Genomic DNA, 25,263 nt, shown 5'->3' with positions numbered 1-25,263 from the left:
AAGGGGAGCCAGTGGCTCCCCTTTTTGCATGGTACGGATGGGGCCTTATTCGGCGGCAGCATCGTCCTGCTTGTGCTTGGCGGCCACTTCCTTGATCAGGGTCTGCAGCTCACCAGCCTGGAACATCTCGATCATGATGTCGCAGCCGCCGACCAGCTCGCCCTCGACCCACAGCTGCGGGAAGGTGGGCCAGTTGGCGAATTTCGGCAGCTCGGCGCGGATGTCCGGGTTTTGCAGGATGTCGACGTAGGCGAAGGGCTCGCCGCAGGACATCAGGGCCTGGGAGGCCTGGGCAGAGAAACCGCAGCTGGGTAGCTTGGGGGATCCCTTCATGTACAGGATGATGGGATTCTCAGCCAGCTGCTGTTTGATCTTTTCGATAGTTTCCATAAATGCCTCACTGGAGCGATTTCGGCGGCCATTCTACTGCAATCCGGGCAGACCACAAACTGGCAAACCGTTCAGAACGAAAGAAGTCATGCGCCAATACGCCGCAGCTTGATCCGGATCATGGCGAGAATCAAGAGTTGTTCGCCCATCTTTGATGCTGCTACAATCGACGGGCTTTGGGCCGCCAGGCCCCATCACTTCAAGAACAATTCTTTTCGAGACAGAAAAGAGTACGCAATGTCTTGCAACCGTCGCCTTCGCACGGTCCAGCCAATGGAGAGTAGAAAATGGCATTCGAACTTCCCGCTCTGCCCTATGCAATCAACGCTCTGGAACCGCACATCTCCCAGGAGACCCTGGAATACCACCATGGCAAGCACCACAACACCTACGTGGTCAACCTGAACAACCTGGTGCCGGGTACCGAGTTTGAAGGCAAGTCTCTGGAAGAGATCATCAAGACCTCCACTGGTGGCATCTTCAACAACGCCGCCCAGATCTGGAACCACACCTTCTACTGGCACTGCCTCTCCCCGAACGGCGGTGGCGAACCCACTGGCGCCCTGGCCGATGCCATCACCAAGGCCTTCGGCTCCTTCACCGAGTTCAAGGATGCGTTCACCAAGTCTGCCATCGGCAACTTCGGCTCCAGCTGGACCTGGCTGGTGAAGAAGGCTGACGGCTCCCTGGCCATCGTCAACACCTCCAACGCCGGCTGCCCGCTGACCGAAGCCGGGACCACCCCGCTGCTGACCGTCGACCTGTGGGAGCACGCCTACTACATCGATTTCCGCAACCTGCGTCCGAAGTACATGGAAACCTTCTGGGCCCTGGTCAACTGGGAATTCGTGGCCAAGAACCTGGCTGCCTGATAAGCCTTTCTTGCCAAAACGCCCCGCACTTGCGGGGCGTTTTTTTATGGACGGCGTTTCTCGCCCATGAAAAAGGCGCCCGCGGGCGCCTTATGGAAGATGACCGTGCTTACTGGTCTATCTCGTCCATGTAGTCGTCCAGGCTGCCGTCGTCCTGTGGCTGTGACTTCTGCTGCTGAAGCTCGGGCTTGCGCCCCGTCACCTTGCCATCGTTGTACTGCAGGTAGAAGTCCTTGGTCAGCGCATAGGGATCCAGGGCGTTGTCGATGATCCGCTCCTGATCGATGAGCTTGGCCCGGGTGCCCAGGCCGTCCAGCGCCCAGTGCACCACCCGCAGTGGGAAAGTCAGCAGGGCATAGGGGAAGTAGACGGTATCGATGGTATCCCCCACCAGCTCCCGGGTGGTGGTCGGGCCGTAGACGGGCACCATGATGTAGGCGCCATCCCCGATGTCGGCCTTGCCGAGCACCGTATCCATCTCCAGCATGTTGCGCTCGAGACCCGCATGCCTGGCCACGTCGAAGATGCCCAGCAGGCCCACTGTGGTGTTGAGGGTGAAGCGGCCCAGGTTGGTCCCCGCCCCCTTCAAGTCCCCCACCAGCAGGTGGTTGACCATGCTGCTCGGCTCGTCGAAGTTATCCACGAAGTTCGCGATGCCGTCCTGCACCCCCTGCGGGACATAGCGGGCATAACCGTGTACCACGGGGCGGGCCACATAGGGCTCCAGCACGTCGTAGTTGACGGCCCACATGGCCCGGTTCGCCCCCTGGAAGGGGTCACGGGGGTCGCTGGCCGTGCTGGTCGCCTCGGGGCGGCTGGGGGTCTCGTTGAGATCCAGGCTCTCTGGGCCCGGCTTGGGAGGGCCACCCGCACAGCCCCCAAGCAGCAATGCCACTGCCAATGCTCCTGAACGCAGATACATATGAAAGTCCTAAGCTTTTTTATTGGGTATTGGTATGGATTATACAGGTGACCCGCCCCTCCAGGGGCGGGCCAAAGATGTATTAGAGGGCGTGATCAATGCGGATGTCAATCGGCGCTGTGGGAATGGTACTGGTCGGCACGGTGACGGAGACCCCTTCGAAGGCCCCCTCCTTGTTCATGACGTTGCCGCCCCGGGAGAGGCGCGCCTTGAACTGCAGCTCGGCGTGGGCCGCCAGCTTGCTGCCCTCCATCATGGCGTCCCCGTCACCCAGGGACAGGGTGAGGGGCAACTGCGGCGCCGGGATGCGCTTGACCGCGATGGGCATGGGCGGCCCGTTGGGGATCACCGCAAACACGAACAGATGGGCATCCTCCGGCAGCTGAATGCCGGGGGCCAGGGTGATATGCAGGGGGAACTCCCCCTCCTTCACCGCCAGTTCCTGCGCCTGGGCTGCAGCCTGGCTCGTTTGCGTGGCGGTGGCCGCGCTCACGGCCACCCCGCGCTGGCGCAGTTGCTGCTGGGCGTACTCGATGGAGCGCTCCACCATGACCTGGCGGGTCGACCCTTTCTCCAGCAGCGGCAGCATGGCTTGCCAGCGATCGAGGGCGGTCTGGAAATCCTCTTTTTGCAGCGCCATGAAGGCGTGAACGGAGCGCGCCTCGATATTGGCGGGATCCTCGGCGATGACGGCCTGCAGCAACTGGTCCGCCCTGGCCTCCTCCCCCGTCATCATCAGGGCCTGGGCATAGGGCACCGCCACCAGCGCCTTCTGGGGCGCCAGGGCATAGGCTCGCTCCAGCGCCTCGCGGGCCATCTCTGGGTCATTGCCATCCAGGGTCAGACGCCCCAGCAACAGCCAGCCGCGATAGTCATTCGGTTCCTCTTTCAGCCGGGTGCGCAGCCCCAGGGTGAAGTCCAGCAGATCCTGCTCGGTCACCTGGGCGTCCCGCTCCACCAGGATGCGGTTGCTGAGCTCTCCCAGCCGGCTGCTGGCATCCTGCCAGCGACTCACCTCCTGCCAGGCGCCGAGCTTGGCGTAGAGGCCGACGCTCACCACCGCCAGCACCAGCACACCGGGGATCCAGATCAGGCTCTTGCCGCCGCGGGCGGTCTGCTCCACGTCGGGGATGTCGTCCAGCAGGCTGCGCTGCAGCTCCACCAGGGACTCCGACTCCTCGGCCAGCACCCCCTGTTCACGCTCCTCGCCTATCTCCAGCAGGCGCTGGCGATAGAGCTGCTTGTTGAGGGCCGAGCGGCTGATGCTCTGGCGTCCTTCGCCGCGCCAGAGCGGCACGATCAGCGCCAGGCTCGCCAGCACCAGCAGGGCGGCGCCCAGTATCCAGAATGGGGTCATGGTTTCTCTTCCTCTTTGAGCAGGGCGGATAGCCTTGCCTGCTCTTCTGCGCTCAGGGCGCCTTCAGGCTGTTGCAGGGTAGCGGGGACGTGACGGCGGCTGCGCACCACCACGGTGACGGCGCCGATGACGATGACCAGCAAGGGGCCGAGCCAGAGGATCAGGGTCGAAGCCATCAGGGGGGGATCATAGAGGATGAAGTTGCCGTAGCGGGCCACCATGTAGTCCACCACCTCCTGCTTCTCCTTGCCCTCGCGCACCATCTGGTAGGTCTTGTCCCGCAAGTCCTTGGCCAGGCCCGCATTGGAGTCGGCGATGTCCTGGTTCTGGCACTTGGGGCAGCGCAGCTCACGGGTCAGCTCGCGAAAGGTCTGCTCCTGGGCGTCGCTGTCGAAGGTGTAGACATCGATGGCGGCGCTGGCCTGGCCGGCGCCAAACAGTCCCGCCATCAGCAGCAAGGACGCAATAAGCGTTTTCATCGGTCGCTCCCTTATTTCATGGCGTCATAGATGGGTTTGAGGGTCGAAGCCCAAATCTCGGGATTGACGTCCCCCACGTGGCGATAGCGGATGATGCCCTGGCTGTCGATGAAGAAGGTCTCGGGCGCACCATAAACACCGAGATCCAGCCCCAGCATGCCGTCCGGATCATAGAGGTTGATCTGGTAGGGGTTGCCGAGCTCCGCCAGCCACTTGATGGCCTTGTCCCGCTCGTCCTTGTAGTTCATGCCGACGATGTAGATCCCCTGCCCCGCCAGCTCCTTGAGGTAGGTATGCTCCCCGTAGCAGGTCGGGCACCAGGTGGCCCAGACGTTGAGCAGCATGGGGCGTCCCTTGAGGATGCTCCTGTCGTGTTGCTTGCCGAGATCGTAGATGTCCTGCAGGGTGAACACGGGCACCTCCTTGTCCACCATCACGGACTCGAGCTTGGTGGGATCGGAGTAGAGCCCCTTGAACAGGAACAGGGCCCCCAGCAGGAAGATGATGAAGGGCAGCAGATAGAGCCAGGTCTTCTTGTTCATGCCTTGACCTCCTCGTCACGACGGCCGAACCGGTAGCGCTTGTCCAGCATGGCCAGCACGCCGCCGATGGCCATGAAGACGCCGCCGAACCAGATCCAGCGCACGAAGGGTTTGTAGTAGATCCGCACCGCCCAGGCGCCGTTGTCGAGCTGCTCGCCGAGCGCCGCATAGAGATCCCGGGTAAAGCCCGCATCGATGGCCGCCTCGGTCATCGGCATGCGGCTCACGGTGTACATCCGCTTCTCGGGCTTGAGCAGGGCCACCTGCTTGCCGTCCCGGTGCACCTCCAGCACACCCTTGAAGCCGTCGTAGTTGGGACCGTTCTTCTCCTTGATGCCGGTGAAGACGAACTCGTAATCGGCGAACTGGACGCGATCCCCGGCCTGCATCCGCAGGTCCTTCTCAATGCTGTAGTTCTGGGTGCAGGCGATGCCGATGATGCTGACCGCGAGCCCCACGTGGCCCAGGATCATGGCCCAGTGGCTATTGCCCAGCCTGCGCACGCCGGTGGCGAAGCCGTGCTTGTGGGTGGCGCGCACCCAGGTCTCCTGCACGCTGGTGACGATGATCCAGACGCCCAGACCGATGCCGAGTGCAGCCCAAGGCTTGAAGTCTTCCGCGAAGGCGAGGGGCAGCAGGAAGGCGGCGGCCAGGCTCAGCACCAGGGCGACCACCACCTTGAGCCTGAGCTCCCCCAGCTCCTGACGGCGCCAGCGGAACAGGGGGCCCACCCCCAGCAGCAGGGCGAACGGGATGATGAGCCAGCTGTAGATGTGGTTGAAGAAGGGGGTGCCGATGGAGATGCTGCCGAGCCCCAGCTCCTTGTGCACCAGGGGCAGCAGGGTGCCGAGCAGCACGGTGAGCAGGCCCGCCACCAGCAGGATGTTGTTGCCAAGGAGCAGGGTCTCGCGACTCCACAGCTCATGCTTGCCGTGGCTCTTCACTTGGGAGCCCTTGAAGGCAAACAGCAGCAAGGATGAGCCTATCACCGCCAGCAGGAAGCCCAGGATGAAGAGGCCCCGGGTCGGGTCCGAGGCGAACGCATGGACGGACACCAGCACGCCGGAGCGCACCAGGAAGGTCCCCAGCAGGCTCAGGGAGAAGGCGGAGAGCGCCAGCAGCACTGTCCAGGCCTTGAAGGTGGCGCGCTTCTCGCTCACCGCCAGGGAATGGAGCAGGGCAGTGCCCGCCAGCCAGGGCATGAAGGAGGCGTTTTCCACCGGATCCCAGAACCACCAGCCGCCCCAGCCGAGCTCGTAATAGGCCCACCAGGAGCCGAGCACTATGCCCAGCGTCAGGAAGACCCAGGCCGCCATGGTCCAGGGGCGGGACCAGCGCGCCCAGGTGGCGTCGAGGCGCCCCGTCATCAGGGAGGCGATGGCGAAGGCGAAGGCCACCGAGAAGCCCACGTAACCCATGTAGAGCATGGGGGGGTGGAAGATGAGGCCGGGATCCTGCAGCAGGGGGTTGAGGTCACGCCCGTCCACCGGGAAGTACGGCAGGGTGCGGGTGAAGGGATCCGAGGTGAACAGCACGAAGGCGGTGAAGCCCACCGAGATGAGGCCGAGCACCCCCAGCACCCGTGCCACCGCATCCAGCGGCAGCCGGCGGCTGAAGAGGGCGACGGCCGCGGTCCAGCCCCCCAGGGTCAGTACCCAGAGCAGCAGGGACCCCTCGTGGGCCCCCCACACCGCCGAGATGCGATAGGCCAGCGGCAGCAGGCTGTTGGAGTTAGTGGCCACGTACTGCACGGTGAAGTCGTTGTCGATAAAGGCCCAGGTGAGGCAGAGGAACGACAGCAGCAGCAGCAGGAACTGGCTGTAGGCGAGCGGTCGGGCCGCCGACATCATGCCGAGTCGGCCGAGATGGGCCCCGATCAAGGGGTAGCTCCCCAGCAGCAGGGCGGTGGCAAAGGCCAGGATCAGGGCGAATTGACCGAGTTCAGGGATCATGACTGGCTTCCTTTCAATCGAGCCGCGGCATGAACCGGTGCACGGGAGAGAGACGGGGAGAAGGGCGCGGGTAGCTCCGGGATCATTGCTTGGCTCCCTGCAACTGCGCCTCTGTGTATTCGGGCTTGAAGTGCATGCCGCTGGTGGCGTCTGCCACTTCCGGCGGCATGTAGTTCTCGTCGTGCTTGGCCAGCACCTCGAAGGCCGCCACCGTGGTGGCATCCTTGAGATTGCCCTGGGCGACTATCCCCTGCCCTTCCCGGAACAAGTCCGGCAGGATGCCGTCAAACTCCACCTTCACCATGTGGCCGCCGTTGTCCACCAGCTTGAAGGCAACCTTGAGGCTCTGGGGGTCCCGCTCGACCGAGCCCGGCACCACCAGGCCGCCGATGCGCAGGCGCTGCCCCTCTTCGGGCTTGATCTTGTCCGGCCCCTTGCCCTCCACCAGCTCGCTCGGGGTGTAGAAGAGGTCGATGTTCTGGCTGAGGGCATAGAGCACCAGGCCGATCACGCTGGCGAGGCCCAGGCTGATCGTCAGTATGATGGTGAGGCGTTTCTTGCGGCGCGGGTTCATAGGGTGTTCTCCATCTGCTGGGCCGCCTTGCGGCGGGCCTCCCGCGCCTGCTTGTTGCGCAGTTCGCCGAGCAGGCTGCGGGTCTTCAACCGGGTGGAAATGACGAGGCCGACCAGGCAGAGCCCGGTCAGACCGAAGGAGAGCCAGACGTAGAAGGCGTAGCCCCCCATGGCCATGAAATCACTGAACGAGGCAAAGTGCATGCTTACTTCTCCTGGCTGGCGATGTCGGCGACCCAGGGGCGGTGCCACTCCCGCATCAGGAGCTCGTTCCTGAAACGCATCAGGGTCAGGGCCCCCAGGAAGGCCGAGAACGCCAGTATCATGATGAGCAGCGGCCACAGCATCTCGGCCGAGATGGAGGGCTTGTCAAACTTGGTGATGGTGGCCCCCTGGTGCAGGGTGTTCCACCACTCCACCGAGTAGTGGATGATGGGCAGGTTGATCACCCCCACCAGCGCCAGGATGCCGGCGGCGCGGCCCGCCACCACCTTGTCGCTGAAGGCGTTGTAGAGGGCGATGACGCCGAGGTAGAGGAACAGCAGGATGAGCTCCGAGGTGAGCCGTGCGTCCCACACCCACCAGGTGCCCCACATGGGCTTGCCCCAGGCGGCGCCGGTAAAGAGGGCGATGAAGGTGAAGACGGCGCCCACCGGGGCGATGGCCGCCACCGTCATGTCCGCCATGCGCAGCTGCCACACCAGGCCGATGAAGGCCGCCACCGCCATGGTGGAGTAGGCCCCCATGGAGAGGATGGCGGAGGGCACGTGAATATAGATGATCCTGAAAGAGTCCCCCTGCTGGTAGTCAGCGGGGGCAAAAGCCAGCCCCCAGACAGTGCCTATGATGAAGGCGAGCAGGCTTGTCACGGCAAACCAGGGCAACAGGGTGCCGGCCAGCCCATAGGCACGCTCGGGTTTGGCATAAGGGTGCAACCATTTCCACATAGCTCACAGAACCTTTCAGTTATTAATTCTAAAGTGGCGAGGCCTACCATACCCACGGGGGGGAAACATCATATCCCCCGAAAGCAGTAAGCCGCCATCCCCTTGATCTATCTCAACAATATCGCCAAAAAAACGGCCTCAAAAAAGGACGTCCCACCAAATTAATCAGTTGACGCTGACCCGCAGCGCCGCCGAGATGGCCAGGGGGGTCAAGGTGACGGCCCCCACCAGCATGGCCCCCAGGATGGCGAGCTGTCCGGCATAGGGCAACCCCATGCTCGCCGCATCGATGGCGGAGGTGGCGAAGATCAGCACCGGAATATAGAGCGGCAGCAGCAGCAGGCTGAGCAGCACGCCCCCCTTGCGCAGCCCCGCCGTCAGCGCCACCCCGACCGCCCCGAGCAGGCTCAGCACAGGGGTGCCGAGGGCCAGGGTGGCCACCACGGCCAGATAGGTCTTCATGTCCAGGGAGAGCAGGATGGCCAGCAGCGGGGAGATGAGCAGCAGCGGCAGGCCGGTCAGCAACCAGTGAGCGATCACTTTGGCCAGGGCCAGCAGCCCGAGCGGATGGGGCATCAGCATCATCTGCTCCAGGGCGCCGTCGCTGAAGTCATCGCGAAACAGCCGCTCCAGGGAGAGCATGGCCGCCAGCAGGGCCGCCACCCAGATGATGCCGGGGGCGATGCGGGCCAGCAGCTGGGGCTCGGGCCCGATGCCGAGCGGGAACAGGGTAATGACGATGAGGAAGAACCAGAGCGGATTGAAGATGTCGGCCCGCTGGCGCAGGGCCATCAGCAGTTCGCGGTGAATAAGGTGGAAGACGGCGCGCAGCATGGGCTACTCCTGCAACAGCGAGGACAGGGAGAGGGTCTTGAGACGCCCCTGCATCAGGGTGAGATCCTGGTGGGTGGTGAGCACCACCATGCCCCCCCGGTCCGCATGGGTCAGGAACAACTGCTCCAGCACCCGGACCCCCTGCTTGTCGATGGCGGTGAAGGGCTCGTCCAGGATCCAGAGCGCCGGCCGGTCGCTCAGCCAGAGCCTGGCCAGGGCCACCCGTCGCTGCTGCCCCGCCGAGAGCTGGCCCGCGGGATAGTCCTCGAAACCGGCCAGGCCGACCTGGGCCAGCACCCGCCACAGATCCACCTCGCCCCCGGCCGTGCCGTGCAGCTTCTGGTAGAAGGAGAGGTTCTCGAGGGGGGTCAGGGTCGCCTTGACGCCAGGCTGATGGCCCAGGTAGAGCAGGTTGGCATGGTACTCGTCCCGGCAGCGGCGGATGTCCTCCCCGTTCCAGCACACCTCCCCCGCGAAGGGCTGGGAGAGGCCGGTCAGCAGGCGCAGCAGGCTGGTCTTGCCCACCCCGTTGGGCCCTTCAATCTGCATCAGATCCCCCGAGCGCACCGCGAAGGAGAGATGTTCAAACAGGGTACGATCTTCACGTACGCAGCTCAGATTGTTCGCTTGAAGCAGCATGGGGATCTAATCGTTGAAAATGAGGCGGCCTGCATATTAACACAGGATCCGGAGGCGTCTTTTCAAAGATGCCGATAATCAACAGGATTTGTGGGGGAGATCGCGCCCCATCAAAGAGGCTTGATACCAAAGGAATATCGGCCACCCCTGTCTTGGCACCGCACGGGGATGGAAGGGAAAACGGGGAGGCCTCGGCCTCCCCGCAACACATCCGTCAGCTCCGTCCCTTGCGCAGGGAGATCAGCAGCTCCGCCTCGGCCTGGGGCAACTCGCACTCGCTCATCACCTCGTCGAGATCGGCGCCGAGCTCCACCATCTTGGCGGCCCGGCTGTAGAGGCGGCGCTCAGGATCCTGCAGGGTCAGCTCCTGCTGGCTGTCGTGGATCTTCTGCATGGCGCCCTCTGCGGCCTGCAGCCGCTGACCCATGCCGATGGCACCGGTATGCAGCTCCATCATCTGCTTGCGTAGACTCTCGAGCTGGCCCTGCAGCGCCTCCACCCTGGCCTCGGACTCTCGCTGGCGACGACGGTGACCCAGGATCCCGTAAAGGGCCAGCACCAGTGCGAGCAAGGACAACCCCAAGGCTGCAAATTCAATCATCAAACCATCACCTTCCTATCAGGGTAAACGGACAAGGAGCGCAGGCGCCCGGCCTGGTGCCTTGCACGCCCTGCTCCCGTTACAGGGAACCGATATCGTCCCACTCTTCGTCGGAGAGCAGCTTGTTGAGATCCACCAGGATCAGCAGCTGGCCATCGCGGTTGCTGACGCCCTGGATGAACTTGGCGCTCTCCTCGGTGCCCACCGCCGGGGCGGCATCGATCTCGGAGGAGCGCAGATAGACCACCTCGGCCACGCTGTCCACCATAATGCCGATCACCTGCTTCTCCGCCTCTATGATGACGATGCGGGAGTTCTCGCTCACGTCACCGGCCGGCAGGCCGAAACGGGAGCGGGTATCGATGACGGTCACCACGTTGCCACGCAGGTTGATGATGCCCAGCACGTAGTCCGGTGCACCCGGGACCGGGGCGATCTCGGTGTAGCGCAACACCTCCTGAACCTGCATCACGTTGATGCCATAGGTCTCGTTTTCCAACTGGAAGGTCACCCACTGCAGCACTTCGTCTTCGGCCAGATTCTGTGCGATATTGCGCTTCTCTGTCATCTTCTTGATCCTTGTATGAACCCGTCAACGGGTAAAATTAGCAATAAAACCATGGCAGTGCCGATCTTGTCAGCGCCCTTCGATGTTCACGCCGCGACCGAGCAGCACCAGCAGCTCCCTGACGTGCAACAGGGCGCACATCTTCTCCTTGACCATGCCAGCCAGCCAGGGGCGCTTGCCCTCCTGATGGCGCCACTTCACCTGATCCCGGTGCAGCAGTTCGGTGCCCTTCAACTGATGACAGGCCAGTCCCCAGGGTGATTCCCCCAGCATAATCAGATATTTGTAATCGTCCATCGCCAGATGCTGGCCCGGCATGACCCACTGGGCCGTGTCCACCACGTTCATCTTCTGCTCCCTGGAGGTCATGATCCCCTTGTACCAGCCCGGCTGGCCGAACAGGGAGGTCACCTCCCCCAGCTGATGGATGCCGCCAAGCTCGGTCAGGGGCACCGCGAAGGTCACCCCGGCCACATCGAAGAAGAGCGCCTGAAACTCGTTGCCGGTGTCCAGGTTCTCCCAGGTCGAGGGAGCGGGCGCCGTCTCGAGCGCACGCTCGGGCTCGGCCACCGCCAGGGCCACGGGTTCGGGCTCCGCCGCCACGACCTCGGGCGGCGCCAGGGCCGCCTCTGGCTCGGTGTCGACCGCCTCGGCCTCGAGCTGAAATGGCTCGACATGGACCTCTTCGTGGCTCAGGGCATCCATCTCGAACTGCACCTGGCCCACCTGGGCGAGCAGCTCGCTCAGTTGCGCCAGCCTGGCATCAGCCTCCAGATAGGGGGCGGCGGTCACCTCCGGCAAGGCAGCGGGCTGACGCTGCAGCGCCGGGGCCGGCGCTTCGTCCTCCGGATCCTCCCGCAGCAGGGCATCGTCCAGCAACAGGGAGTGGAAATAGTCGTCCATGGCCCGAACCTGGGTGGTCTCTCTCATGGCTTCACCTCCTGGGTCCGTTGACGCTCCAGGGCGTCGAGATGGTTGAGCAGGGTCTCATAGGCATAGGTGCCGCGGCTGCCCGGCGCATAGATGGACGGGGGAATGTGCACCAGGCTCGCATCCCGGAACTTGGTGTCGATGGGAATGACCGCATTCCACACCGCCTCGCCATACTGCTCCTTGATGGACTGCAGTGTCATCAGGGAGGCCCGGGTGCGCTTGTCAAACATGGTCGGGATCACGGTGTAGCGGAACTTCTCCCGCTTGGAACGCTGCATGATCTCGAAGGTCTTCATCATCCGCTCCAGCCCCTTCAGGGCCAGGAACTCGGTCTGCACCGGCACCAGGATGCGATCGCAGGCCGCCAGCGCGTTCACCATCATCACCCCCAGCACGGGCGGGCAGTCGATGAGCACGTAGTCAAACTGATCCTGCACCCGCAGCAGGGCGCGCTTGAGCACCAGCCCCATCCCCTCCCGGTTGCCCATCACCCGGTCCAGGGTGGCCAGCGTGATGGACGCGGGCAGCAGGCTGATGTTCTCGAACCTTGTCTTGAGGGTCATCCGGTTGACCAGCTCCGCACTGGGTTTGGCCGCCTGGAACAGCTCGTACAGGGTGCCCTCCAGCCGGTCCGAGTCGAAGTCGAGATAGGAGGTCAGGGAGGCATGGGGATCGGTGTCGATCAGCAGTACCCGCTGGCCACGCTGGGCCAGAATGCCCGCCAGGGAGACGACCGTGGTGGTTTTACCGACTCCACCCTTCTGATTGGCAACCGTCCAAACAATCACTGTATCAATCCTGCCTTGTTGTTATGCGTATGCCACCACCCGGCAGCGTGACCACCCTGACGTTTTCACTGTCGACACTCTGCAACTCGTCCTGCACCGGCGTCCCCGTCAGCGGTTTGACGGTGGCTGGCGGCACCCAGGCGAATCTGGAGATGGCGACCACCACCTTGCGATTCTGTAATCGTCCCTGCTCGCTGCCGTTGTCGGCGAAGGGGGAGAACTCCCCGTAGGCCTCGTAGGCGAGCCGCTCTGGGGCGATTCCCTTGCCCACCAGGGCGGTGAGCACCGCCTCGGCTCGGGCGGCGGACAGCGTCCAGTTGGAGCGGAAAATCTCGTTGTTTATCGGCTGGTTATCCGTGTAACCCCGCACCCTGACATAGTTATCGGCCGGTTTCAGAATACCTGAAAGCGTATCGAGCACGGGGCCGGCATTGCTGCCGAGGAAGGCGCTGCCGCTGTTGAACAAGAGGCCCGAGCTCAGCTCCACCGTCAGCCAGTCGTCGTCCTTCGCCAGCTTGACCACGCCGGCGTCGACTAGGGCGCCCATGGCCTGCTGAAGCTGCAGATCTATCGTGGCAAGGGCCGTGCCATCTTGCTGAACTGGCGTACCCGTAATGGGGGCCTGCGAGGGAGATGGCGACGCCTCGCTCTCCAGCAAGGAGGGGGCGGCCGACACCGGGTGGTCGAGCAGGGACTTGCCCTGCCCCTCCAGCAGGCCATCGCTGCGCGGCACCTGGTTGAATGCCCTGGTCATGCCCTCGATGACGGCGCGGTACTCCTCCTTGTTGACGATGGCCACGGAGTAGAGCACCACGAAGAGGGCGAAGATGAGGGTCATGTAATCGGCGTAGGAGACCAGCCAGCGATCGAGATGTTCTCGCCCTTGCAGGTGCAAACGATAGCGCTTGCGCATGGCTATTCCCCTTTCAGATAAGCCCGTAGCCGCCGTTCAACCTGCTGGCCGTTCTCCCCGTGGGCGATGGCCAGCAGTCCCTCCAGGGTCATCTCCTGATAGAGACCGTAATGGTAGTGGAAGGCCCGCAGGCGGTTCGCGATAGGCAGATAGAGAAGGTTGGCAAAGCCGACCCCGTAGATGGTGGCGACGAAGGCGACGGCGATACCGGCTCCCAGGGTGCCCGGCTCCTCCAGGTGGAACATGGCCTGGATGAGGCCTATCACGGCCCCTATGATGCCGATGGTCGGGCTGTAGCCCCCCATGGCCTCGAACACCCTGGCAGCATGCTCGTTGCGCTCCTGCTCGATGTCGATGTCCGCCTCCAGCAGGCGGCGCAGATCCTCGATGGGGACCCCGTCCACTATCATGGTGAGCCCCTGGCGGGTGAAGGGATCGGGCTCCTCTTCGGCCTGGTTCTCCAGCGCGAGCAAGCCCTGCTGGCGCGCAAACTGGGCCCAGGCCTGCAGACGCTCGGCCTGATGCACCAGATCCCGCTGCGGCGGAAACAGCATCCAGGCCGCCTGCCTGAGGGCGGACAGCATGTACTTGCGGGGCGTTTGCAGGATCACCGCCCCCCAGGTACCGCCGACCACGATGACGAAGGCCGGGCCGTCGAGCAGGGTCAGCAGGCTGCCACCGTGCCACCACTGGGCGACGGCGAGCGCCCCCAGCGCCAGCACCAGGCCGAGCATGCCCATGGTCAGCGACCCAACTCGACCAGGATGCGCTGGGCCACCCTGTCCAGCGGCAGGGATTCGCTCGCGATGCCGGCCTTGGCGACGGCCTGGGGCATGCCATAGACCACGCAGGAGGCTTCATCCTGGGCCCAGATGGTGGCGCCCTGCTCCTTGAGCAGGCGGGCACCATCCCGGCCATCCGCCCCCATGCCGGTCAAGACGATGGCCAGCACCTTGTCGCCATAGGTCTTGGCGGCCGAGGCGAAGGTGATGTCGACGCAGGGCTTGTAGTTGACCTTGTCGTTGCCCTCGATGATGCGAAGGCGGGCACCGGGCCCGCGCCCTTCCAGCAACATCTGCTTGCCGCCCGGGGCGAGGTAGGCGTGGCCAGGCCTCAGCACGTCGCCGTCCTCCGCCTCCTTGACCCCGATCTGGCACAGGCCGTTGAGACGGGCGGCGAAGGCGGCGGTGAAGGTGGCCGGCATATGCTGGATTAACAGGATCGGATGGGGAAAATCGCCCGGCAGCTTGGTCAGCACGTTTTGCAGCGCCACCGGGCCACCGGTGGAGGTGCCGATGGCCACCAGCTGGTAGCTCTTGCCGCTGCGCTTGAAGCTGGCGGGGGCGCTCGGTGCACGCACGGGCTCTGGCTGGCGCTCGGTGGGGCGGGTCAGGGCACCGCCGAGAGCGGGCCGCCCCAGAGGCTCGGGCGCCCGGGGCCGGGTCGTCATCAGGAAACGCTTGCGGGCGATCTCCTTGACCCGCTGCTGCAGCAGGCTGACCGCCTCGTCCTTGTCCCGGGCGATGTCTTCGAATTTCTTGGGCAGAAAATCGAGGGCACCGGCATCCAGCGCATCCAGGGTCGCCTTGGCCCCCTCGTGAGTGAGGGAGGAGAACATCAGGATGGGGGTCGGACACTTGGCCATGATCTCGCGCACGGCGCTGATGCCGTCGAGCACCGGCATTTCGATGTCCATGGTGATGACGTCCGGCCGCAACTGCAGCGCCTTGTCTACCGCCTCCCGTCCGTTCTGGGCCGTGTCGATCACCGTCATCAGGGGATCCTGATTGATGATCTCGCTGACCCGACGACGGAAGAAACTCGAATCGTCGACCACTAATACCTTGACTGCCATTGTTATTCTTTTAACTCCTTGAGCCAGACGCTCAGTGGCGACGGGCATAGGCCTTGAGCAGGCTGGGCACATCCAGGATGAGGGCGATGCCGCCGTCGCTGGTGATGGTGGCACCGGCCATGCCGGGGGTCCCCTGCAGCAGGTTGTCCAGGGGCTTGATCACCACCTCTTCCTGGCCGATGAGGTTGTCCACGACGAAGCCCACCTGCTGGGTGCCGATCTGGACGATGACCACGTGGCCTGTGTCCTGGCGCGCAGACTTGGCGCCACGCACCAGCCACTTGTGCAGGTAGAACAGCGGGATAGCCTTGTCGCGGACTATGATGGTGAGCTGGCCGTCCACCACGTTGGCCTTCTTCAGGTCCAGGTGGAAAATCTCGTTCACGCAGCCGAGCGGCAGGGCGAAGGTCTGCTGGCCCACTTCCACCATCAGGGTCGGCAGTATGGCCAGGGTCAGGGGCACCTTGATTTCCAGCCGGGTGCCCTTGCCCCAGGTGGAATCGATGTGCACCGAGCCATTGAGGCTGACGATGCTGGTCTTCACCACGTCCATGCCGACGCCGCGGCCGGAGATGTCGGAGATCTCGGACTTGGTGGAGAAGCCGGGGGCGAAGATCAGGTTGTAGGCGTCGTTGTCGCTCATGCGCGCCGCGCTGTCGGCATCCAGCACGCCGCGACTGATGGCGATGGATTTCAGCTTCTCCGGATCCATGCCGGCACCGTCATCCTCGATGCAGAGCAGGATGTGATCCCCCTGCTGGGAGGCGCTCAGGGTGATGGTGCCCTGACGGGGCTTGCCCGCCTTCTCGCGCACGTCCGGCATCTCGATGCCGTGGTCGCAGGAGTTGCGCACCAAGTGAACCAGGGGGTCTGCCAGGGCCTCCACCAGGTTCTTGTCCAGATCCGTCTCCTCCCCCACCATCACCAGCTCGATCTCTTTCTTGAGGGTGCGGGCCAGATCGCGCACGACCCGCGGGAAGCGGCCGAACACCTTCTTGATGGGCTGCATGCGGGTCTTCATGACCGCGCCCTGCAGATCGGCGGTCACCACATCCAGGTTGGCCACCGCCTTGGACATCTCTTCGTCGTTGCTGGCGATGCCGAGGCTCACCAGGCGGTTACGCACCAGCACCAGCTCCCCCACCATGTTCATGATGACGTCCAGGGTCTTGGTGTCCACCCGCACCGTGGTGTCGCTCTGTACCGCGCCGCTCTCGGCGGGGGCGGCCGGCTTGGCAGGGGCGGCCTTGGCCGGCGCGGTAACGGGTTCCGAGGCGGGCTTGGCCGCCACCGGCGCCTTGGGGGATGTCACGGGGGCGGCGGCAGGCGCCTTGGGTTCGGGGGCCGGGGCAGCAGCAGCCATGCTGTGCTGGGGCCCCTGGCCACGGCCGTGCAGCTCGTCCAGCAGGCGCTCGAACTCGTCGTCGTCGATGAGCTCGTCCACCTCTTTCTGGACCGACTGCAGCGGCGTCAGATCGGGGGCACCACCGTGCTGGCCCTGGCCGTGGAGCTGGTCGAGCAGCGCCTCGAACTCGTCGTCTGTGATGTCCCCTGAACCGCTCAGCACGGGGGCGGCAGAGACGGTCGGGGCCTTGCCGACCCCGTGCAGCTCGTCGAGCAGGCGCTCGAATTCGTCGGCGGAGATCTCGTCGATGGAGCCGCCGCCATTGACGGCCACCGGCTCGCTCGGGGCGACGATGACGGGCTCCGGCTCCGGCTCGGGCTCAGGCTCGGGTTCTGGCTGTGACTGGGCGGCGACGCTGGCGGTGCGCAGCTGCTCCTGCCCCTCGGGCTTGCACAGCTCGTGCAGATCGTGCAGCAGGTCGGGAGAGGCCGGGCTTATCTCCTCGCGGTTCTGCACCTGGGCAAACATGACGTTGATGGCGTCCAGCGCCTGCAAGATGACGTCCATCAGCTCGGCGCTGAGGGTCCGCTTGCCGTTGCGCAGCATGTCGAACAGGTTCTCGGCGCCGTGGCAGACGTCCACCAGCTCAGTCAGGGAGAGGAAGCCAGCCCCCCCCTTGACGGTATGGAAGCCGCGGAAGATGGCATTCAACAGATTCTTGTCATCGGGCCGCTTTTCCAGGTCGACCAGTTGTTCAGACAACTGTTCCAATATTTCTGATGCTTCGACCAAAAAGTCTTGCAGTATGTCTTCATCAACTTCGAAGGCCATGCGTCACTCCATTAGAATCCCAGGCTAGACAGCAGATCGTCCACATCATCTTGACCATTGACCACGTCGGACCTCGTCTGCGGGTTCATGATGGGACCTTCCGCCTCGATGCCGCTCGCCGGCAGGCTGCGCGCCGAATGATCGATAACGCCCTCACCAAACATGGTCAGCATCTCTATCAACTTTGTTTCAACTTCCTGCACCAGCTTGATCACCTTGCGGATCATCTGACCGGTCAAGTCCTGGAAATCCTGAGCCATCAGGATCTCCGTCAGCAGTTGTCGTAACTTATCGGCATCGCTTTCCGAAGCCTTAATAAAATCATTCAGTTGATGACAGAGCGCCTTGAATTGACCCAGCTCCAGATCCCGGCTCATCAGGGCATTCCAATTGGGCATGACCAGCTGAATGTTGTCATTGAGTCGATCGGCGATGGGGAGACTGGCCTCCACCGCATCCATGGTGCGGTTGGCCGCCTTGTCCGTCATGTCGATGACATAGCTGAGGCGCTCCCGGGCATCCGGGATCTCATGGGTGGCCAGGTCGGGGATCCTGGGATCCAGGCGAAAATCTTGCAATGAGTTGTGCAACTGGCGGGTCAACTGCCCCACCTTGTCAAACAGGGCTGCCGCGTTGGGGGCACACACATCGGCGAGGATGTTGTCGGCCTGTTCAAACTCCTCTCGCTCCAGGTGGGCAACCAGCATCCTTGCCTGTTCAAGCGAGATCATGGCACTCGTTTTGGCCTTCATCCCTGCCGCTCCTTAGCCGATTCGTTCAAAGATTTTGTCGAGCTTCTCTTTGAGGGTGGCGGCGGTGAACGGCTTGACGATGTAGCCATTGACCCCTGCCTGGGCGGCTTCGATGATCTGCTCGCGCTTCGCTTCGGCAGTCACCATCAGGACCGGCAGGTGCTTGAGTTTGTCATCGAGGCGAATGGCCTTGAGCAGGTCGATGCCCTGCATGCCCGGCATGTTCCAGTCGGTGACCACAAACTGGAAGTCGCCGTTCTTGAGCATCGGCAGCGCCGTGTTGCCATCGTCTGCTTCATGGGTGTTGTTGTATCCCAGGTCACGCAGCAAGTTCTTGATAATCCGGCGCATCGTTGAAAAATCATCGACGATGAGGATTTTCATGTTCTTGTCCAAAGTTCCTCCTAAATAGCCGTCAAGACGGCTCGCTTACATGATGCAGATCGCAGGTTTTATGGTGCGGATTATGCCTTAGAGTTGCGCTCCAGTGTAGCCAGTACAGTCACTTATACATTCCAATCTCGCAGACGGGCGCGCAGTCTGTGCATGGCCTGGCTGTGGATCTGGCTCACGCGAGACTCGCTCACGCTCAATACCTCGCCGATCTCGCGCAGGTTCAATTCTTCGTCGTAATAGAGGGAGAGCACCAGGGCCTCCCGCTCCGGCAGTCGGGCGATGTGCTCGGCCAAGGCGCCCTGAAAGCGCTCGGCCGCCAGATCGTCGTAACCGCCGTGGCTGGCGTCATCGGGATGCCCTATCACATCCTCGCTGACCCCCAGATCCTCGATGCCGATGATCTTGCCGCAGGAGACATCCTGCAGCATGGCGTGATACTCCCCGAGGGAAACCCCCATGTTGGCGGCCACCTCGGTGTCCCTGGCGTCGCGGCCATGGGCCTGCTCCACGTTCTCGATCGCCTCGGCGATGGCGCGGCTGTTGCGGTGCACCGAGCGGGGCACCCAGTCCCCGCGGCGGATCTCGTCGAGCATGGCGCCGCGGATGCGGATGCCGGCATAGGTTTCAAAGCTGGCGCCCTTGCTGCCGTCAAAATTGCGGGAGGCTTCGAGCAGCCCAATCATACCTGCCTGGATCAGGTCATCCAGCAAGACACTGCTTGGCAGGCGAGCCAATAAATGCTGGGCAATCCGCTTGACCAGCGGAGCGTGACGCTCGACCAGCACGTAGGAATCCTGATGACGCAAGTATGCTTGGGCTTTATTCACGGGAGTCTTCCTGTGTTATGACCGGCTTTTGCAACAAGTTTTCCAGGAAAAATTCGAGGTGCCCCCCCGGCTGGTTCGGGATGGGCCAGCTCGCCGCCTTGTTGGCCAGGGCACGGAATGCCAGGGAGGCGGGGGATTTCGGAAACGCCTCGACGATCAGCTTCTGCTTGCGCACGGCGGCCCGCAGGTTGGTGTCGTAAGGGACGCAGGCCACCAGTTCCAGGGAGGTGTCGAGGAAGCGGTCGGTGACCCGGGTCAGCTTGGCGAACAGCTCCTGCCCCTCGCGCAGGGAGCGGACCATGTTGGCCACCACCTTGAAGCGGAACACGCCGTGATCCTTGGAGAGGATCTTGATGAGGGCGTAGGCATCGGTGATGGAGGTGGGCTCGTCGCACACCACCACCATGATGTCCTGGGCGGCGCGGGTGAAGCTCAGCACCATGTCGGAGATCCCCGCCGCCGTGTCCACCAGCAGCACGTCCACCTGGGTCTTCATCTCGCCGAAGGCGCGGATGAGCTCGGCGTGCTGCACCGGCGACAGCTCGACCATGGACTGGGTGCCCGAGGTGGCCGGCACTATCATCATGCCGTAGGGGCCCTCGACGATGATGTCGTCTATGGTGCACTCCCCCGCCAGCACGTGGGAGAGGTTGCGGTGCACCCGCAGCCCCAGCATGACGTCGACGTTGGCCAGACCCAGGTCGGCATCCAGCACCAACACCCGTTTGCCCTGGGCGGCCATGGCTCCCGCCACGTTCAGGGTCACGTTGGTCTTGCCGACGCCCCCCTTGCCTCCGGACACGGCGATCACTTTCACTCGATTGTTTTGACGCATTTTGCGCAGACCACTCGCCTGATCCATATACATGTTACTCATAAAACTCCGAATCTTCGGTCTCGCCGAAACCCGATCCCCAGAAATAGGGATCCTCTGCTTCCCGCTCCAGCGACCCCATGGCGGCACCGACCAGCAGCGCCGCGTTGGCAACTTGAATATCTTCCGGCACCCGCTGCCCGTCGGTGATGTAGCTGATGGGCAGGGCGTTCTGAATGCACACGTTGATCACTTCCCCCAGATTCAGGCTCTCGTCGAGTTTGGTCAGGATGCAGCCGGAGAGCGGAATGCGCCTGAAATGATCCACCGCCTCCTGCATCACCCGCCGCTGGGAGGTGGCCGACATGACCAGATAGCTGCGAATGCGCACCTTGGCGTTCTTCACCAGGGTATCGAGCTGCTCGGTCAGGCGGATGTCCCGCTGACCCACCCCGGCGGTGTCGATGAGCACCAGCCGGCGATGGCGGAACTGGTAGAGCGCATTGGCCAGCTCTTCGGCGTCCCGCACCTGGCGCACCGGGCAGCCCATGATGCGACCATAGGTCTGCAGCTGTTCGTGGGCGCCGATCCGGTAGTTGTCCGTGGTGATGAGCGCCACCTGCTCGGCGCCATATTTCATGGCGAAGCGGGCCGCCAGCTTGGCGATGGTGGTGGTCTTGCCCACCCCGGTCGGGCCGAGCAGGGCCACGGCGCCGCCCTGACGCAGGATCTCGTCCTCGCTGATCTTGAGCTGGGCCGTCAGCACCTCGGCCAGCTGGGCCATGGCCTGATGGATGGGCATGTCCTCGGGGATGAGCCCCGCCAGCTGATCGGCGAAGGCGTCGTCGAAGCCCATCTTCTTGAGCTCCTTGATGAGCAGGGCGCGCATGGGCTCGCGGCGCTCCACCTCCTGCCACATCAGGCCGGAGATCTGGTGCTCCAGCAGCTTGCGGATGCTGGCCATCTCCTTGCGCATCCCCTCCATCTCCTGATCCCGCTGGGGGGACTGGGCAGGACGGGACGCGGCGGCCGGACGTGGCTTGGGCTTGGCGGGCTCGGACGCCGCCCCCCACTGGCCCTGTTCGGCCAGGGTTCTGGGGGCGCTGCCGGCCGCGGCCAGCCCGGCGGACTGGGTGCCGGCACCGCCATTGGTCTGCCAGGAGGCCGGCGCAGCATTGCCGCTGCCCGCCCCATTCCCGGACCTGGGGCCCTGGGCTGCATTGCCGCCCGCGGGGTTGGCCGGGTTGAGCTTCTGCTGGCGCGCCAGCAGGGCGGCCAGGGTATCGGCATAGTATTCGTTCTGTTCCTTGGGCGGCGCCGAACGCGTCATCTGCTTGCCCGCAGACGAGATATTGACGCTCTCTTCGTTCAACTGACGGCGAACCGGCGCGTCTTTGGGCCCCGGCACCTGGGACTGGTAATCGACGGCCGCGACTATCTCCACCCCACCGGTGACCTTCTTGTTGGACATGATGACGGCATCGGGCCCGAGAGTCTCCTTGACCTCGGCCAGCGCCGTGCGCATGTCTTTGGCAAAAAACCGCTTAATCTTCACCCGTCATCTCCGCTAACTAGCCCTGTCCCACCGCACTGACGATGCGGATCTGCTTGTCGTCAGGCACTTCCTGATAGGACAGCACGCGTAATCCAGGAATGGCATTCTTGACAAATTTCGCCAGGGTATTGCGCAATATCCCCGATGTCAGAAGCACGGCCGGCTGGCCTTCCAGTTCTTGTCGTTGAGTGGCTTCCACCAGGGAGCGCTGCATCCGCTCCGCCAGTCCCGGCTCGATGCCGGCGCCATCTCCCCCACCTGCCTGCAGGGATTGATGCAATATGCGTTCCAACTCCGGTGACAGGGTGATCACCGGCAGCTCGGGCTCTGGGCCGGCGATCTCCTGCACGATGAGTCTGCGCAGGGCGATGCGGCAGGCCGCGGTCAGCACTTCCGGATCCGGGCTGCGGGGCGCATATTCCACGAGGGTCTGCAGGATAGTGCGCATATCGCGAATTGGCACGCCTTCATTGAGGAGATTTTGCAGTACCTTCACCAGGTTGCCCATGCTGATCACCTCGGGAACCAGCCCTTCCACCAGCTTGCTCTGGTGTTTCCCTATCATGTCCAGCAGTTGCTGCACTTCGTCGTGGCCAAGCAGCAGGGCGGCGTGGTTGGAGAGGATCTGGCTCAGGTGGGTGGCCACCACGGTGGCCGCATCGACCACGGTATAGCCCAGAGTCTGCGCCTGGGAGACCTGCTCCTTGGCAACCCAGACCGCCTCCAGCCCGAACGCCGGGTCCTGGGTGGCGATGCCGTGGATCTGGCCGAACACCTGGCCCGGGTTGATGGCCATCTCCTTGTCGTGATAGACGGTGGCCTCGCCGGTGCTCACCCCCATGAGGGTGATGCGGTACTGGTTGGGGGCGAGATCCAGGTTGTCGCGAATGTGCACCGCAGGCACCAGGAAACCGAGCTCCTGGGAGAGCTTCTTGCGCACCCCCTTGATCCGGTTGAGCAGCTCGCCGCCCTGGTTCTTGTCCACCAGCGGGATGAGCTGATAGCCCACCTCCAGGCCGATGATGTCCACCGGCATGACGTCGTCCCAGCTCAGATCCTTCTGCTCCACCGGGGCATCCCCCTGGGCCGGCAGGAGTTCGCCGCTCGCCGCCCTCGCCTTGTTCTGCTTCTCCCGGCGCAGCAGCCACCAGGCACCGGCGGCCGCCACGGCCCCCAGGCTCAGGAAGGCCAGGTGCGGCATGCCGGGCACGCTGCCCATCATCAAGAGGATGCCGGCGGAGATGACCAGCGCCTTGGGGTTTTCGAACAGCTGGCCGAGCACGGCCGTGCCCATGTCCTGATCCGTGTTCTGGCGGGTCACTATGATGGCGGCGGCGATGGAGAGCAGCAGCGAGGGGATCTGGGCCACCAGGCCGTCACCGATGGCGAGCAGGGTGTAGATCTGGGCCGCCTCGGCGAAGGTGAGCTGGTGTTGCAGCATGCCGATGATAAAGCCGCCGATGATGTTGATGAAGAGGATCATGATGCCCGCGATGGCATCCCCCTTCACGAACTTGGAGGCACCGTCCATGGAGCCGTAGAAGTCCGCTTCCTGGGTCACGTCCTGACGGCGTTTCTTGGCCTCTTCCTGGTTGATGAGGCCGGCGTTCAGGTCCGCGTCGATGGCCATCTGCTTGCCGGGCATGGCGTCCAGGGTGAAGCGGGCGCTCACCTCGGAAATCCGCCCCGCCCCCTTGGTGACCACCACGAAGTTGATGATCATCAGGATCATGAAGACGATGATGCCCACCGCATAGTTGCCGCCGATCACCACGTTGCCGAACGCCTCGATCACGTGGCCGGCCGCCGCGCTGCCGTTGTGGCCCTCCAGCAGCACCACCCGGGTGGAGGCCACGTTGAGGGCGAGTCGCAGCAGGGTCGCTATCAGCAAGACGGTGGGGAAGGCGGCGAATTCCAGGGGCCGGCGGGTATAGACGGCCACCAGCAGCACCACGATGGAGAGGGCGATGTTGAAGGAGAAGAGGATATCCAGCATCAGGGGCGGAATGGGGAGTACCACCATGCCGAGGGAGGCGAGCACCAGCAGCGGGGTCCCGACCCCCTTGGTCAGCAACCACCTGTACTCTTTGAAACGGCCTAGCCCTGCCTTCAATCCCATCGTGCTTCTCAATGTTCAACTACCGATGCCGGATTAAAGCAAATATCAAGCCAATGATTCAACCCATTGATCTGCATGGGTTTTATTTTGATGCTGTCAGAAGTCCGTCGCAGGCTTTCCGGGCTGGGGCGGCAAGGAGGCTGGCGTCTCCCAGCCGGGAGAACATTGGGGACGGGTCCCAGGCGAACAGGTCAGGCTCCAGCCAGCGCCTTACGACGCTCAGGTGGAAGCTTGGAGCAGCCCCTGGCGACAAAGCCAGACAGCAGCCAGCGCCTTACTTGCGAAACTCGGGCGGGATGGGCAGATCCTTGGCGAGGGGGGTCGGCCGCCGGCCACGGCCGCGGCGGAACTTCTTGAGCTGGTAGACATAGGCCAGGACCTGGGCCACGGCGGCGAAGAGCCCCTCGGGGATCTCCTGGCCAATCTCGGTGGCGTGGTAGATGGCCCGGGTCAGCGGCGGCGAGGACATCACGGGGATGTCGTACTCGCGCGCTATCTCCCGGATCTTCATTGCCACCTCGTCGACCCCCTTGGCCAGCACCTTGGGCGCCGCCCCCGGCTTGCCCGCATCGTATTTCAGGGCCACCGAGTAGTGGGTCGGGTTGGTGATGATGACGTCCGCCTTGGGCACGTCCCCCATCATGCGGCGCATCGCCATCTGCATCTGCAGCTGGCGGATCCGCCCCTTGACCTCGGGCTTGCCCTCGCTGTCCTTGAACTCGTCCTTGACCTCCTGCTTGGTCATCTTGAGCTGGCGATTGTGGTTCCAGGTCTGGAACGGCACGTCGATGGCGACGATGGGAATGAGGGCGCAGCAGAGGATGATCAGCATCCAGAGCAGCAGGTCCAGGGCGTCTATGATGCCACCAGGGAAGCCCTCCAGGGAGAGGTTGAGCAGGTGGTTGAACTGGCTGGAGAGCATCCACCAGGCGAACAGGGAGATGAACAACACCTTGGCGATGGACTTGACCAGTTCCACCAGGGACTGCACCCCGAACATCCTCTTCAAACCACTCAAGGGGCTCAGTTTGCTCCACTTGGGCAGCATGGCCTCGGAGGAGAAGTTCATCCCGCCGAGCAGGGTATTGCCGACGAAGGCGGCGATGATCACCAGCAGAAACAGCAGCCCCAGGGGTTGGAGCAGCTCTCCCAGCAGGGCCGGCACCATGACTCCCATGGCGTTGGGATCGAACGCCTGATCCCGGTCCAGGGTGAAGCCCATGGTGAGCACCTTGACCATGGCATCGGCCAGGCTCTCCTTGATCATCAGAAGCCCGAACACGGTCGCCAGCAGGACGCTGGCGGTACCCAGCTCCTTGGAACGTGCAATCTGCCCTTTTTCCCGGGCCTGTTGCAGTCGTTTGCCCGTGGGTTGTTCTGTGCGTTCCTGATCGGTATCAGCCATGCTGACCTCCGATGGGGATCATCCCGCCAGCAGCCTGCCACGATGGCAGACCAC

27 protein-coding genes are annotated in these 25,263 nt (G+C 63.6%); 1 reads left to right on the top strand and 26 read right to left on the bottom strand.

The window, feature by feature from the left end:
- Window positions 1–45: 45 nt before the first annotated feature.
- Window positions 46–390 carry a Grx4 family monothiol glutaredoxin gene (locus tag R2B70_RS05975; protein WP_139435261.1) on the bottom strand — a complete coding sequence of 115 codons (345 nt, stop codon included), beginning with the start codon at window positions 388–390 and terminating at the stop codon, window positions 46–48.
- A 287-nt stretch (window positions 391–677) separates the two neighbouring features.
- Between R2B70_RS05975 and sodB the strand changes: the two genes are divergently transcribed.
- Window positions 678–1,262 carry a superoxide dismutase [Fe] gene (sodB, locus tag R2B70_RS05970; protein ID WP_318162872.1) on the top strand — a complete coding sequence of 195 codons (585 nt, stop codon included), beginning with the start codon at window positions 678–680 and terminating at the stop codon, window positions 1,260–1,262.
- A 109-nt stretch (window positions 1,263–1,371) separates the two neighbouring features.
- On the opposite strand, the gene R2B70_RS05965 is transcribed toward sodB, so the two are convergent.
- From R2B70_RS05965 to flhB, 25 genes are all read right to left on the bottom strand, one after another.
- A complete protein-coding gene (locus R2B70_RS05965) occupies window positions 1,372–2,184 on the bottom strand; it encodes a VacJ family lipoprotein (protein ID WP_318162871.1) in 813 nt (270 codons plus the stop codon).
- 82 nt (window positions 2,185–2,266) lie between these two features.
- Entirely contained in the window at window positions 2,267–3,541 is a 1,275-nt protein-coding gene (ccmI, locus tag R2B70_RS05960) for a c-type cytochrome biogenesis protein CcmI (RefSeq protein ID WP_318162870.1), read from the bottom strand.
- Window positions 3,538–4,020: a cytochrome c-type biogenesis protein gene (locus R2B70_RS05955; protein ID WP_318162869.1), complete on the bottom strand. Its 483-nt coding sequence runs from the start codon at window positions 4,018–4,020 to the stop codon at window positions 3,538–3,540. Before R2B70_RS05955 ends, ccmI begins: the two co-directional genes overlap by 4 nt.
- 11 nt (window positions 4,021–4,031) lie before the next feature.
- The gene (locus R2B70_RS05950) at window positions 4,032–4,562 is read right to left on the bottom strand and encodes a DsbE family thiol:disulfide interchange protein (protein ID WP_318162868.1); all 531 of its coding nucleotides are present in this window, start codon (window positions 4,560–4,562) and stop codon (window positions 4,032–4,034) included.
- On the bottom strand, window positions 4,559–6,514 hold the full coding sequence (locus tag R2B70_RS05945; RefSeq protein ID WP_318162867.1) for a heme lyase CcmF/NrfE family subunit: 1,956 nt from the start codon (window positions 6,512–6,514) through the stop codon (window positions 4,559–4,561). Before R2B70_RS05945 ends, R2B70_RS05950 begins: the two co-directional genes overlap by 4 nt.
- An 82-nt stretch (window positions 6,515–6,596) precedes the next feature.
- A complete protein-coding gene (gene ccmE / locus R2B70_RS05940; protein WP_318162866.1) occupies window positions 6,597–7,088 on the bottom strand; it encodes a cytochrome c maturation protein CcmE in 492 nt (163 codons plus the stop codon).
- Window positions 7,085–7,291 (bottom strand): heme exporter protein CcmD, encoded by a 207-nt coding sequence (ccmD, locus tag R2B70_RS05935; RefSeq protein WP_209793477.1) that lies wholly within the window; start codon window positions 7,289–7,291, stop codon window positions 7,085–7,087. The genes ccmE and ccmD overlap by 4 nt, the downstream gene beginning before the upstream one ends.
- 2 nt (window positions 7,292–7,293) lie before the next feature.
- The gene (locus R2B70_RS05930; RefSeq protein ID WP_216989836.1) at window positions 7,294–8,034 is read right to left on the bottom strand and encodes a heme ABC transporter permease; all 741 of its coding nucleotides are present in this window, start codon (window positions 8,032–8,034) and stop codon (window positions 7,294–7,296) included.
- A gap of 165 nt (window positions 8,035–8,199) precedes the next feature.
- Entirely contained in the window at window positions 8,200–8,868 is a 669-nt protein-coding gene (gene ccmB, locus R2B70_RS05925) for a heme exporter protein CcmB (RefSeq protein WP_042076860.1), read from the bottom strand.
- Window positions 8,869–8,871: 3 nt separating this feature from the next.
- The gene (ccmA, locus tag R2B70_RS05920; RefSeq protein WP_318162865.1) at window positions 8,872–9,507 is read right to left on the bottom strand and encodes a cytochrome c biogenesis heme-transporting ATPase CcmA; all 636 of its coding nucleotides are present in this window, start codon (window positions 9,505–9,507) and stop codon (window positions 8,872–8,874) included.
- A 214-nt stretch (window positions 9,508–9,721) separates the two neighbouring features.
- A complete protein-coding gene (locus R2B70_RS05915; protein ID WP_010673943.1) occupies window positions 9,722–10,108 on the bottom strand; it encodes a DUF2802 domain-containing protein in 387 nt (128 codons plus the stop codon).
- A 79-nt stretch (window positions 10,109–10,187) separates the two neighbouring features.
- Window positions 10,188–10,676, bottom strand: coding sequence for a chemotaxis protein CheW (locus R2B70_RS05910; RefSeq protein ID WP_005333026.1), 489 nt, complete (start codon window positions 10,674–10,676; stop codon window positions 10,188–10,190).
- A gap of 69 nt (window positions 10,677–10,745) precedes the next feature.
- On the bottom strand, window positions 10,746–11,606 hold the full coding sequence (locus R2B70_RS05905) for a chemotaxis protein CheW (RefSeq protein WP_318162864.1): 861 nt from the start codon (window positions 11,604–11,606) through the stop codon (window positions 10,746–10,748).
- The gene (locus R2B70_RS05900) at window positions 11,603–12,397 is read right to left on the bottom strand and encodes a ParA family protein (RefSeq protein ID WP_209793473.1); all 795 of its coding nucleotides are present in this window, start codon (window positions 12,395–12,397) and stop codon (window positions 11,603–11,605) included. Before R2B70_RS05900 ends, R2B70_RS05905 begins: the two co-directional genes overlap by 4 nt.
- 4 nt (window positions 12,398–12,401) lie before the next feature.
- Window positions 12,402–13,310 carry a flagellar motor protein MotB gene (locus R2B70_RS05895; protein ID WP_318162863.1) on the bottom strand — a complete coding sequence of 303 codons (909 nt, stop codon included), beginning with the start codon at window positions 13,308–13,310 and terminating at the stop codon, window positions 12,402–12,404.
- Window positions 13,311–13,312: 2 nt separating this feature from the next.
- Window positions 13,313–14,050, bottom strand: a complete 738-nt coding sequence (locus R2B70_RS05890; protein WP_042076851.1) for a flagellar motor protein — start codon at window positions 14,048–14,050, stop codon at window positions 13,313–13,315.
- 2 nt (window positions 14,051–14,052) lie between these two features.
- Window positions 14,053–15,165 (bottom strand): chemotaxis response regulator protein-glutamate methylesterase, encoded by a 1,113-nt coding sequence (locus R2B70_RS05885; protein WP_318162862.1) that lies wholly within the window; start codon window positions 15,163–15,165, stop codon window positions 14,053–14,055.
- Window positions 15,166–15,196: 31 nt separating this feature from the next.
- Window positions 15,197–17,341, bottom strand: a complete 2,145-nt coding sequence (locus R2B70_RS05880) for a chemotaxis protein CheA (protein WP_318162861.1) — start codon at window positions 17,339–17,341, stop codon at window positions 15,197–15,199.
- 11 nt (window positions 17,342–17,352) lie between these two features.
- Complete coding sequence (locus R2B70_RS05875; RefSeq protein ID WP_042076845.1) at window positions 17,353–18,093, bottom strand: protein phosphatase CheZ; 741 nt, start codon at window positions 18,091–18,093, stop codon at window positions 17,353–17,355.
- Between the two features lie 12 nt (window positions 18,094–18,105).
- Window positions 18,106–18,489 (bottom strand): chemotaxis response regulator CheY, encoded by a 384-nt coding sequence (gene cheY, locus R2B70_RS05870; protein ID WP_010673934.1) that lies wholly within the window; start codon window positions 18,487–18,489, stop codon window positions 18,106–18,108.
- Window positions 18,490–18,599: 110 nt separating this feature from the next.
- The gene (locus R2B70_RS05865) at window positions 18,600–19,316 is read right to left on the bottom strand and encodes an RNA polymerase sigma factor FliA (protein ID WP_042076843.1); all 717 of its coding nucleotides are present in this window, start codon (window positions 19,314–19,316) and stop codon (window positions 18,600–18,602) included.
- Entirely contained in the window at window positions 19,309–20,184 is an 876-nt protein-coding gene (locus R2B70_RS05860; protein WP_209428960.1) for a MinD/ParA family protein, read from the bottom strand. The genes R2B70_RS05865 and R2B70_RS05860 overlap by 8 nt, the downstream gene beginning before the upstream one ends.
- 1 nt (window position 20,185) lies before the next feature.
- Complete coding sequence (gene flhF, locus R2B70_RS05855) at window positions 20,186–21,685, bottom strand: flagellar biosynthesis protein FlhF (RefSeq protein WP_318162860.1); 1,500 nt, start codon at window positions 21,683–21,685, stop codon at window positions 20,186–20,188.
- 16 nt (window positions 21,686–21,701) lie between these two features.
- Complete coding sequence (gene flhA / locus R2B70_RS05850) at window positions 21,702–23,804, bottom strand: flagellar biosynthesis protein FlhA (protein WP_042076837.1); 2,103 nt, start codon at window positions 23,802–23,804, stop codon at window positions 21,702–21,704.
- Between the two features lie 274 nt (window positions 23,805–24,078).
- A complete protein-coding gene (gene flhB / locus R2B70_RS05845) occupies window positions 24,079–25,209 on the bottom strand; it encodes a flagellar biosynthesis protein FlhB (RefSeq protein WP_042076835.1) in 1,131 nt (376 codons plus the stop codon).
- Between the last annotated feature and the right edge of the window lie 54 nt (window positions 25,210–25,263).

The sequence above is a fragment of the Aeromonas sp. XH genome (genome assembly GCF_033348475.1).
GTDB lineage: Bacteria > Pseudomonadota > Gammaproteobacteria > Enterobacterales > Aeromonadaceae > Aeromonas > Aeromonas sanarellii.
This window is presented reverse-complemented; position numbering and strand designations above follow the sequence as displayed.

What these genes read in the sequence shown, in the direction of transcription:
- R2B70_RS05975 (WP_139435261.1), bottom strand. Translation starts at nt 390, where the DNA reads ATGGAAACTATCGAAAAGATCAAACAGCAGCTGGCTGAGAATCCCATC.
- sodB (WP_318162872.1), top strand. Translation starts at nt 678, where the DNA reads ATGGCATTCGAACTTCCCGCTCTGCCCTATGCAATCAACGCTCTGGAA.
- R2B70_RS05965 (WP_318162871.1), bottom strand. Translation starts at nt 2,184, where the DNA reads ATGTATCTGCGTTCAGGAGCATTGGCAGTGGCATTGCTGCTTGGGGGC.
- ccmI (WP_318162870.1), bottom strand. Translation starts at nt 3,541, where the DNA reads ATGACCCCATTCTGGATACTGGGCGCCGCCCTGCTGGTGCTGGCGAGC.
- R2B70_RS05955 (WP_318162869.1), bottom strand. Translation starts at nt 4,020, where the DNA reads ATGAAAACGCTTATTGCGTCCTTGCTGCTGATGGCGGGACTGTTTGGC.
- R2B70_RS05950 (WP_318162868.1), bottom strand. Translation starts at nt 4,562, where the DNA reads ATGAACAAGAAGACCTGGCTCTATCTGCTGCCCTTCATCATCTTCCTG.
- R2B70_RS05945 (WP_318162867.1), bottom strand. Translation starts at nt 6,514, where the DNA reads ATGATCCCTGAACTCGGTCAATTCGCCCTGATCCTGGCCTTTGCCACC.
- ccmE (WP_318162866.1), bottom strand. Translation starts at nt 7,088, where the DNA reads ATGAACCCGCGCCGCAAGAAACGCCTCACCATCATACTGACGATCAGC.
- ccmD (WP_209793477.1), bottom strand. Translation starts at nt 7,291, where the DNA reads ATGCACTTTGCCTCGTTCAGTGATTTCATGGCCATGGGGGGCTACGCC.
- R2B70_RS05930 (WP_216989836.1), bottom strand. Translation starts at nt 8,034, where the DNA reads ATGTGGAAATGGTTGCACCCTTATGCCAAACCCGAGCGTGCCTATGGG.
- ccmB (WP_042076860.1), bottom strand. Translation starts at nt 8,868, where the DNA reads ATGCTGCGCGCCGTCTTCCACCTTATTCACCGCGAACTGCTGATGGCC.
- ccmA (WP_318162865.1), bottom strand. Translation starts at nt 9,507, where the DNA reads ATGCTGCTTCAAGCGAACAATCTGAGCTGCGTACGTGAAGATCGTACC.
- R2B70_RS05915 (WP_010673943.1), bottom strand. Translation starts at nt 10,108, where the DNA reads ATGATTGAATTTGCAGCCTTGGGGTTGTCCTTGCTCGCACTGGTGCTG.
- R2B70_RS05910 (WP_005333026.1), bottom strand. Translation starts at nt 10,676, where the DNA reads ATGACAGAGAAGCGCAATATCGCACAGAATCTGGCCGAAGACGAAGTG.
- R2B70_RS05905 (WP_318162864.1), bottom strand. Translation starts at nt 11,606, where the DNA reads ATGAGAGAGACCACCCAGGTTCGGGCCATGGACGACTATTTCCACTCC.
- R2B70_RS05895 (WP_318162863.1), bottom strand. Translation starts at nt 13,310, where the DNA reads ATGCGCAAGCGCTATCGTTTGCACCTGCAAGGGCGAGAACATCTCGAT.
- R2B70_RS05890 (WP_042076851.1), bottom strand. Translation starts at nt 14,050, where the DNA reads ATGGGCATGCTCGGCCTGGTGCTGGCGCTGGGGGCGCTCGCCGTCGCC.
- R2B70_RS05885 (WP_318162862.1), bottom strand. Translation starts at nt 15,165, where the DNA reads ATGGCAGTCAAGGTATTAGTGGTCGACGATTCGAGTTTCTTCCGTCGT.
- R2B70_RS05880 (WP_318162861.1), bottom strand. Translation starts at nt 17,341, where the DNA reads ATGGCCTTCGAAGTTGATGAAGACATACTGCAAGACTTTTTGGTCGAA.
- R2B70_RS05875 (WP_042076845.1), bottom strand. Translation starts at nt 18,093, where the DNA reads ATGAAGGCCAAAACGAGTGCCATGATCTCGCTTGAACAGGCAAGGATG.
- R2B70_RS05860 (WP_209428960.1), bottom strand. Translation starts at nt 20,184, where the DNA reads ATGTATATGGATCAGGCGAGTGGTCTGCGCAAAATGCGTCAAAACAAT.
- flhA (WP_042076837.1), bottom strand. Translation starts at nt 23,804, where the DNA reads ATGGGATTGAAGGCAGGGCTAGGCCGTTTCAAAGAGTACAGGTGGTTG.
- flhB (WP_042076835.1), bottom strand. Translation starts at nt 25,209, where the DNA reads ATGGCTGATACCGATCAGGAACGCACAGAACAACCCACGGGCAAACGA.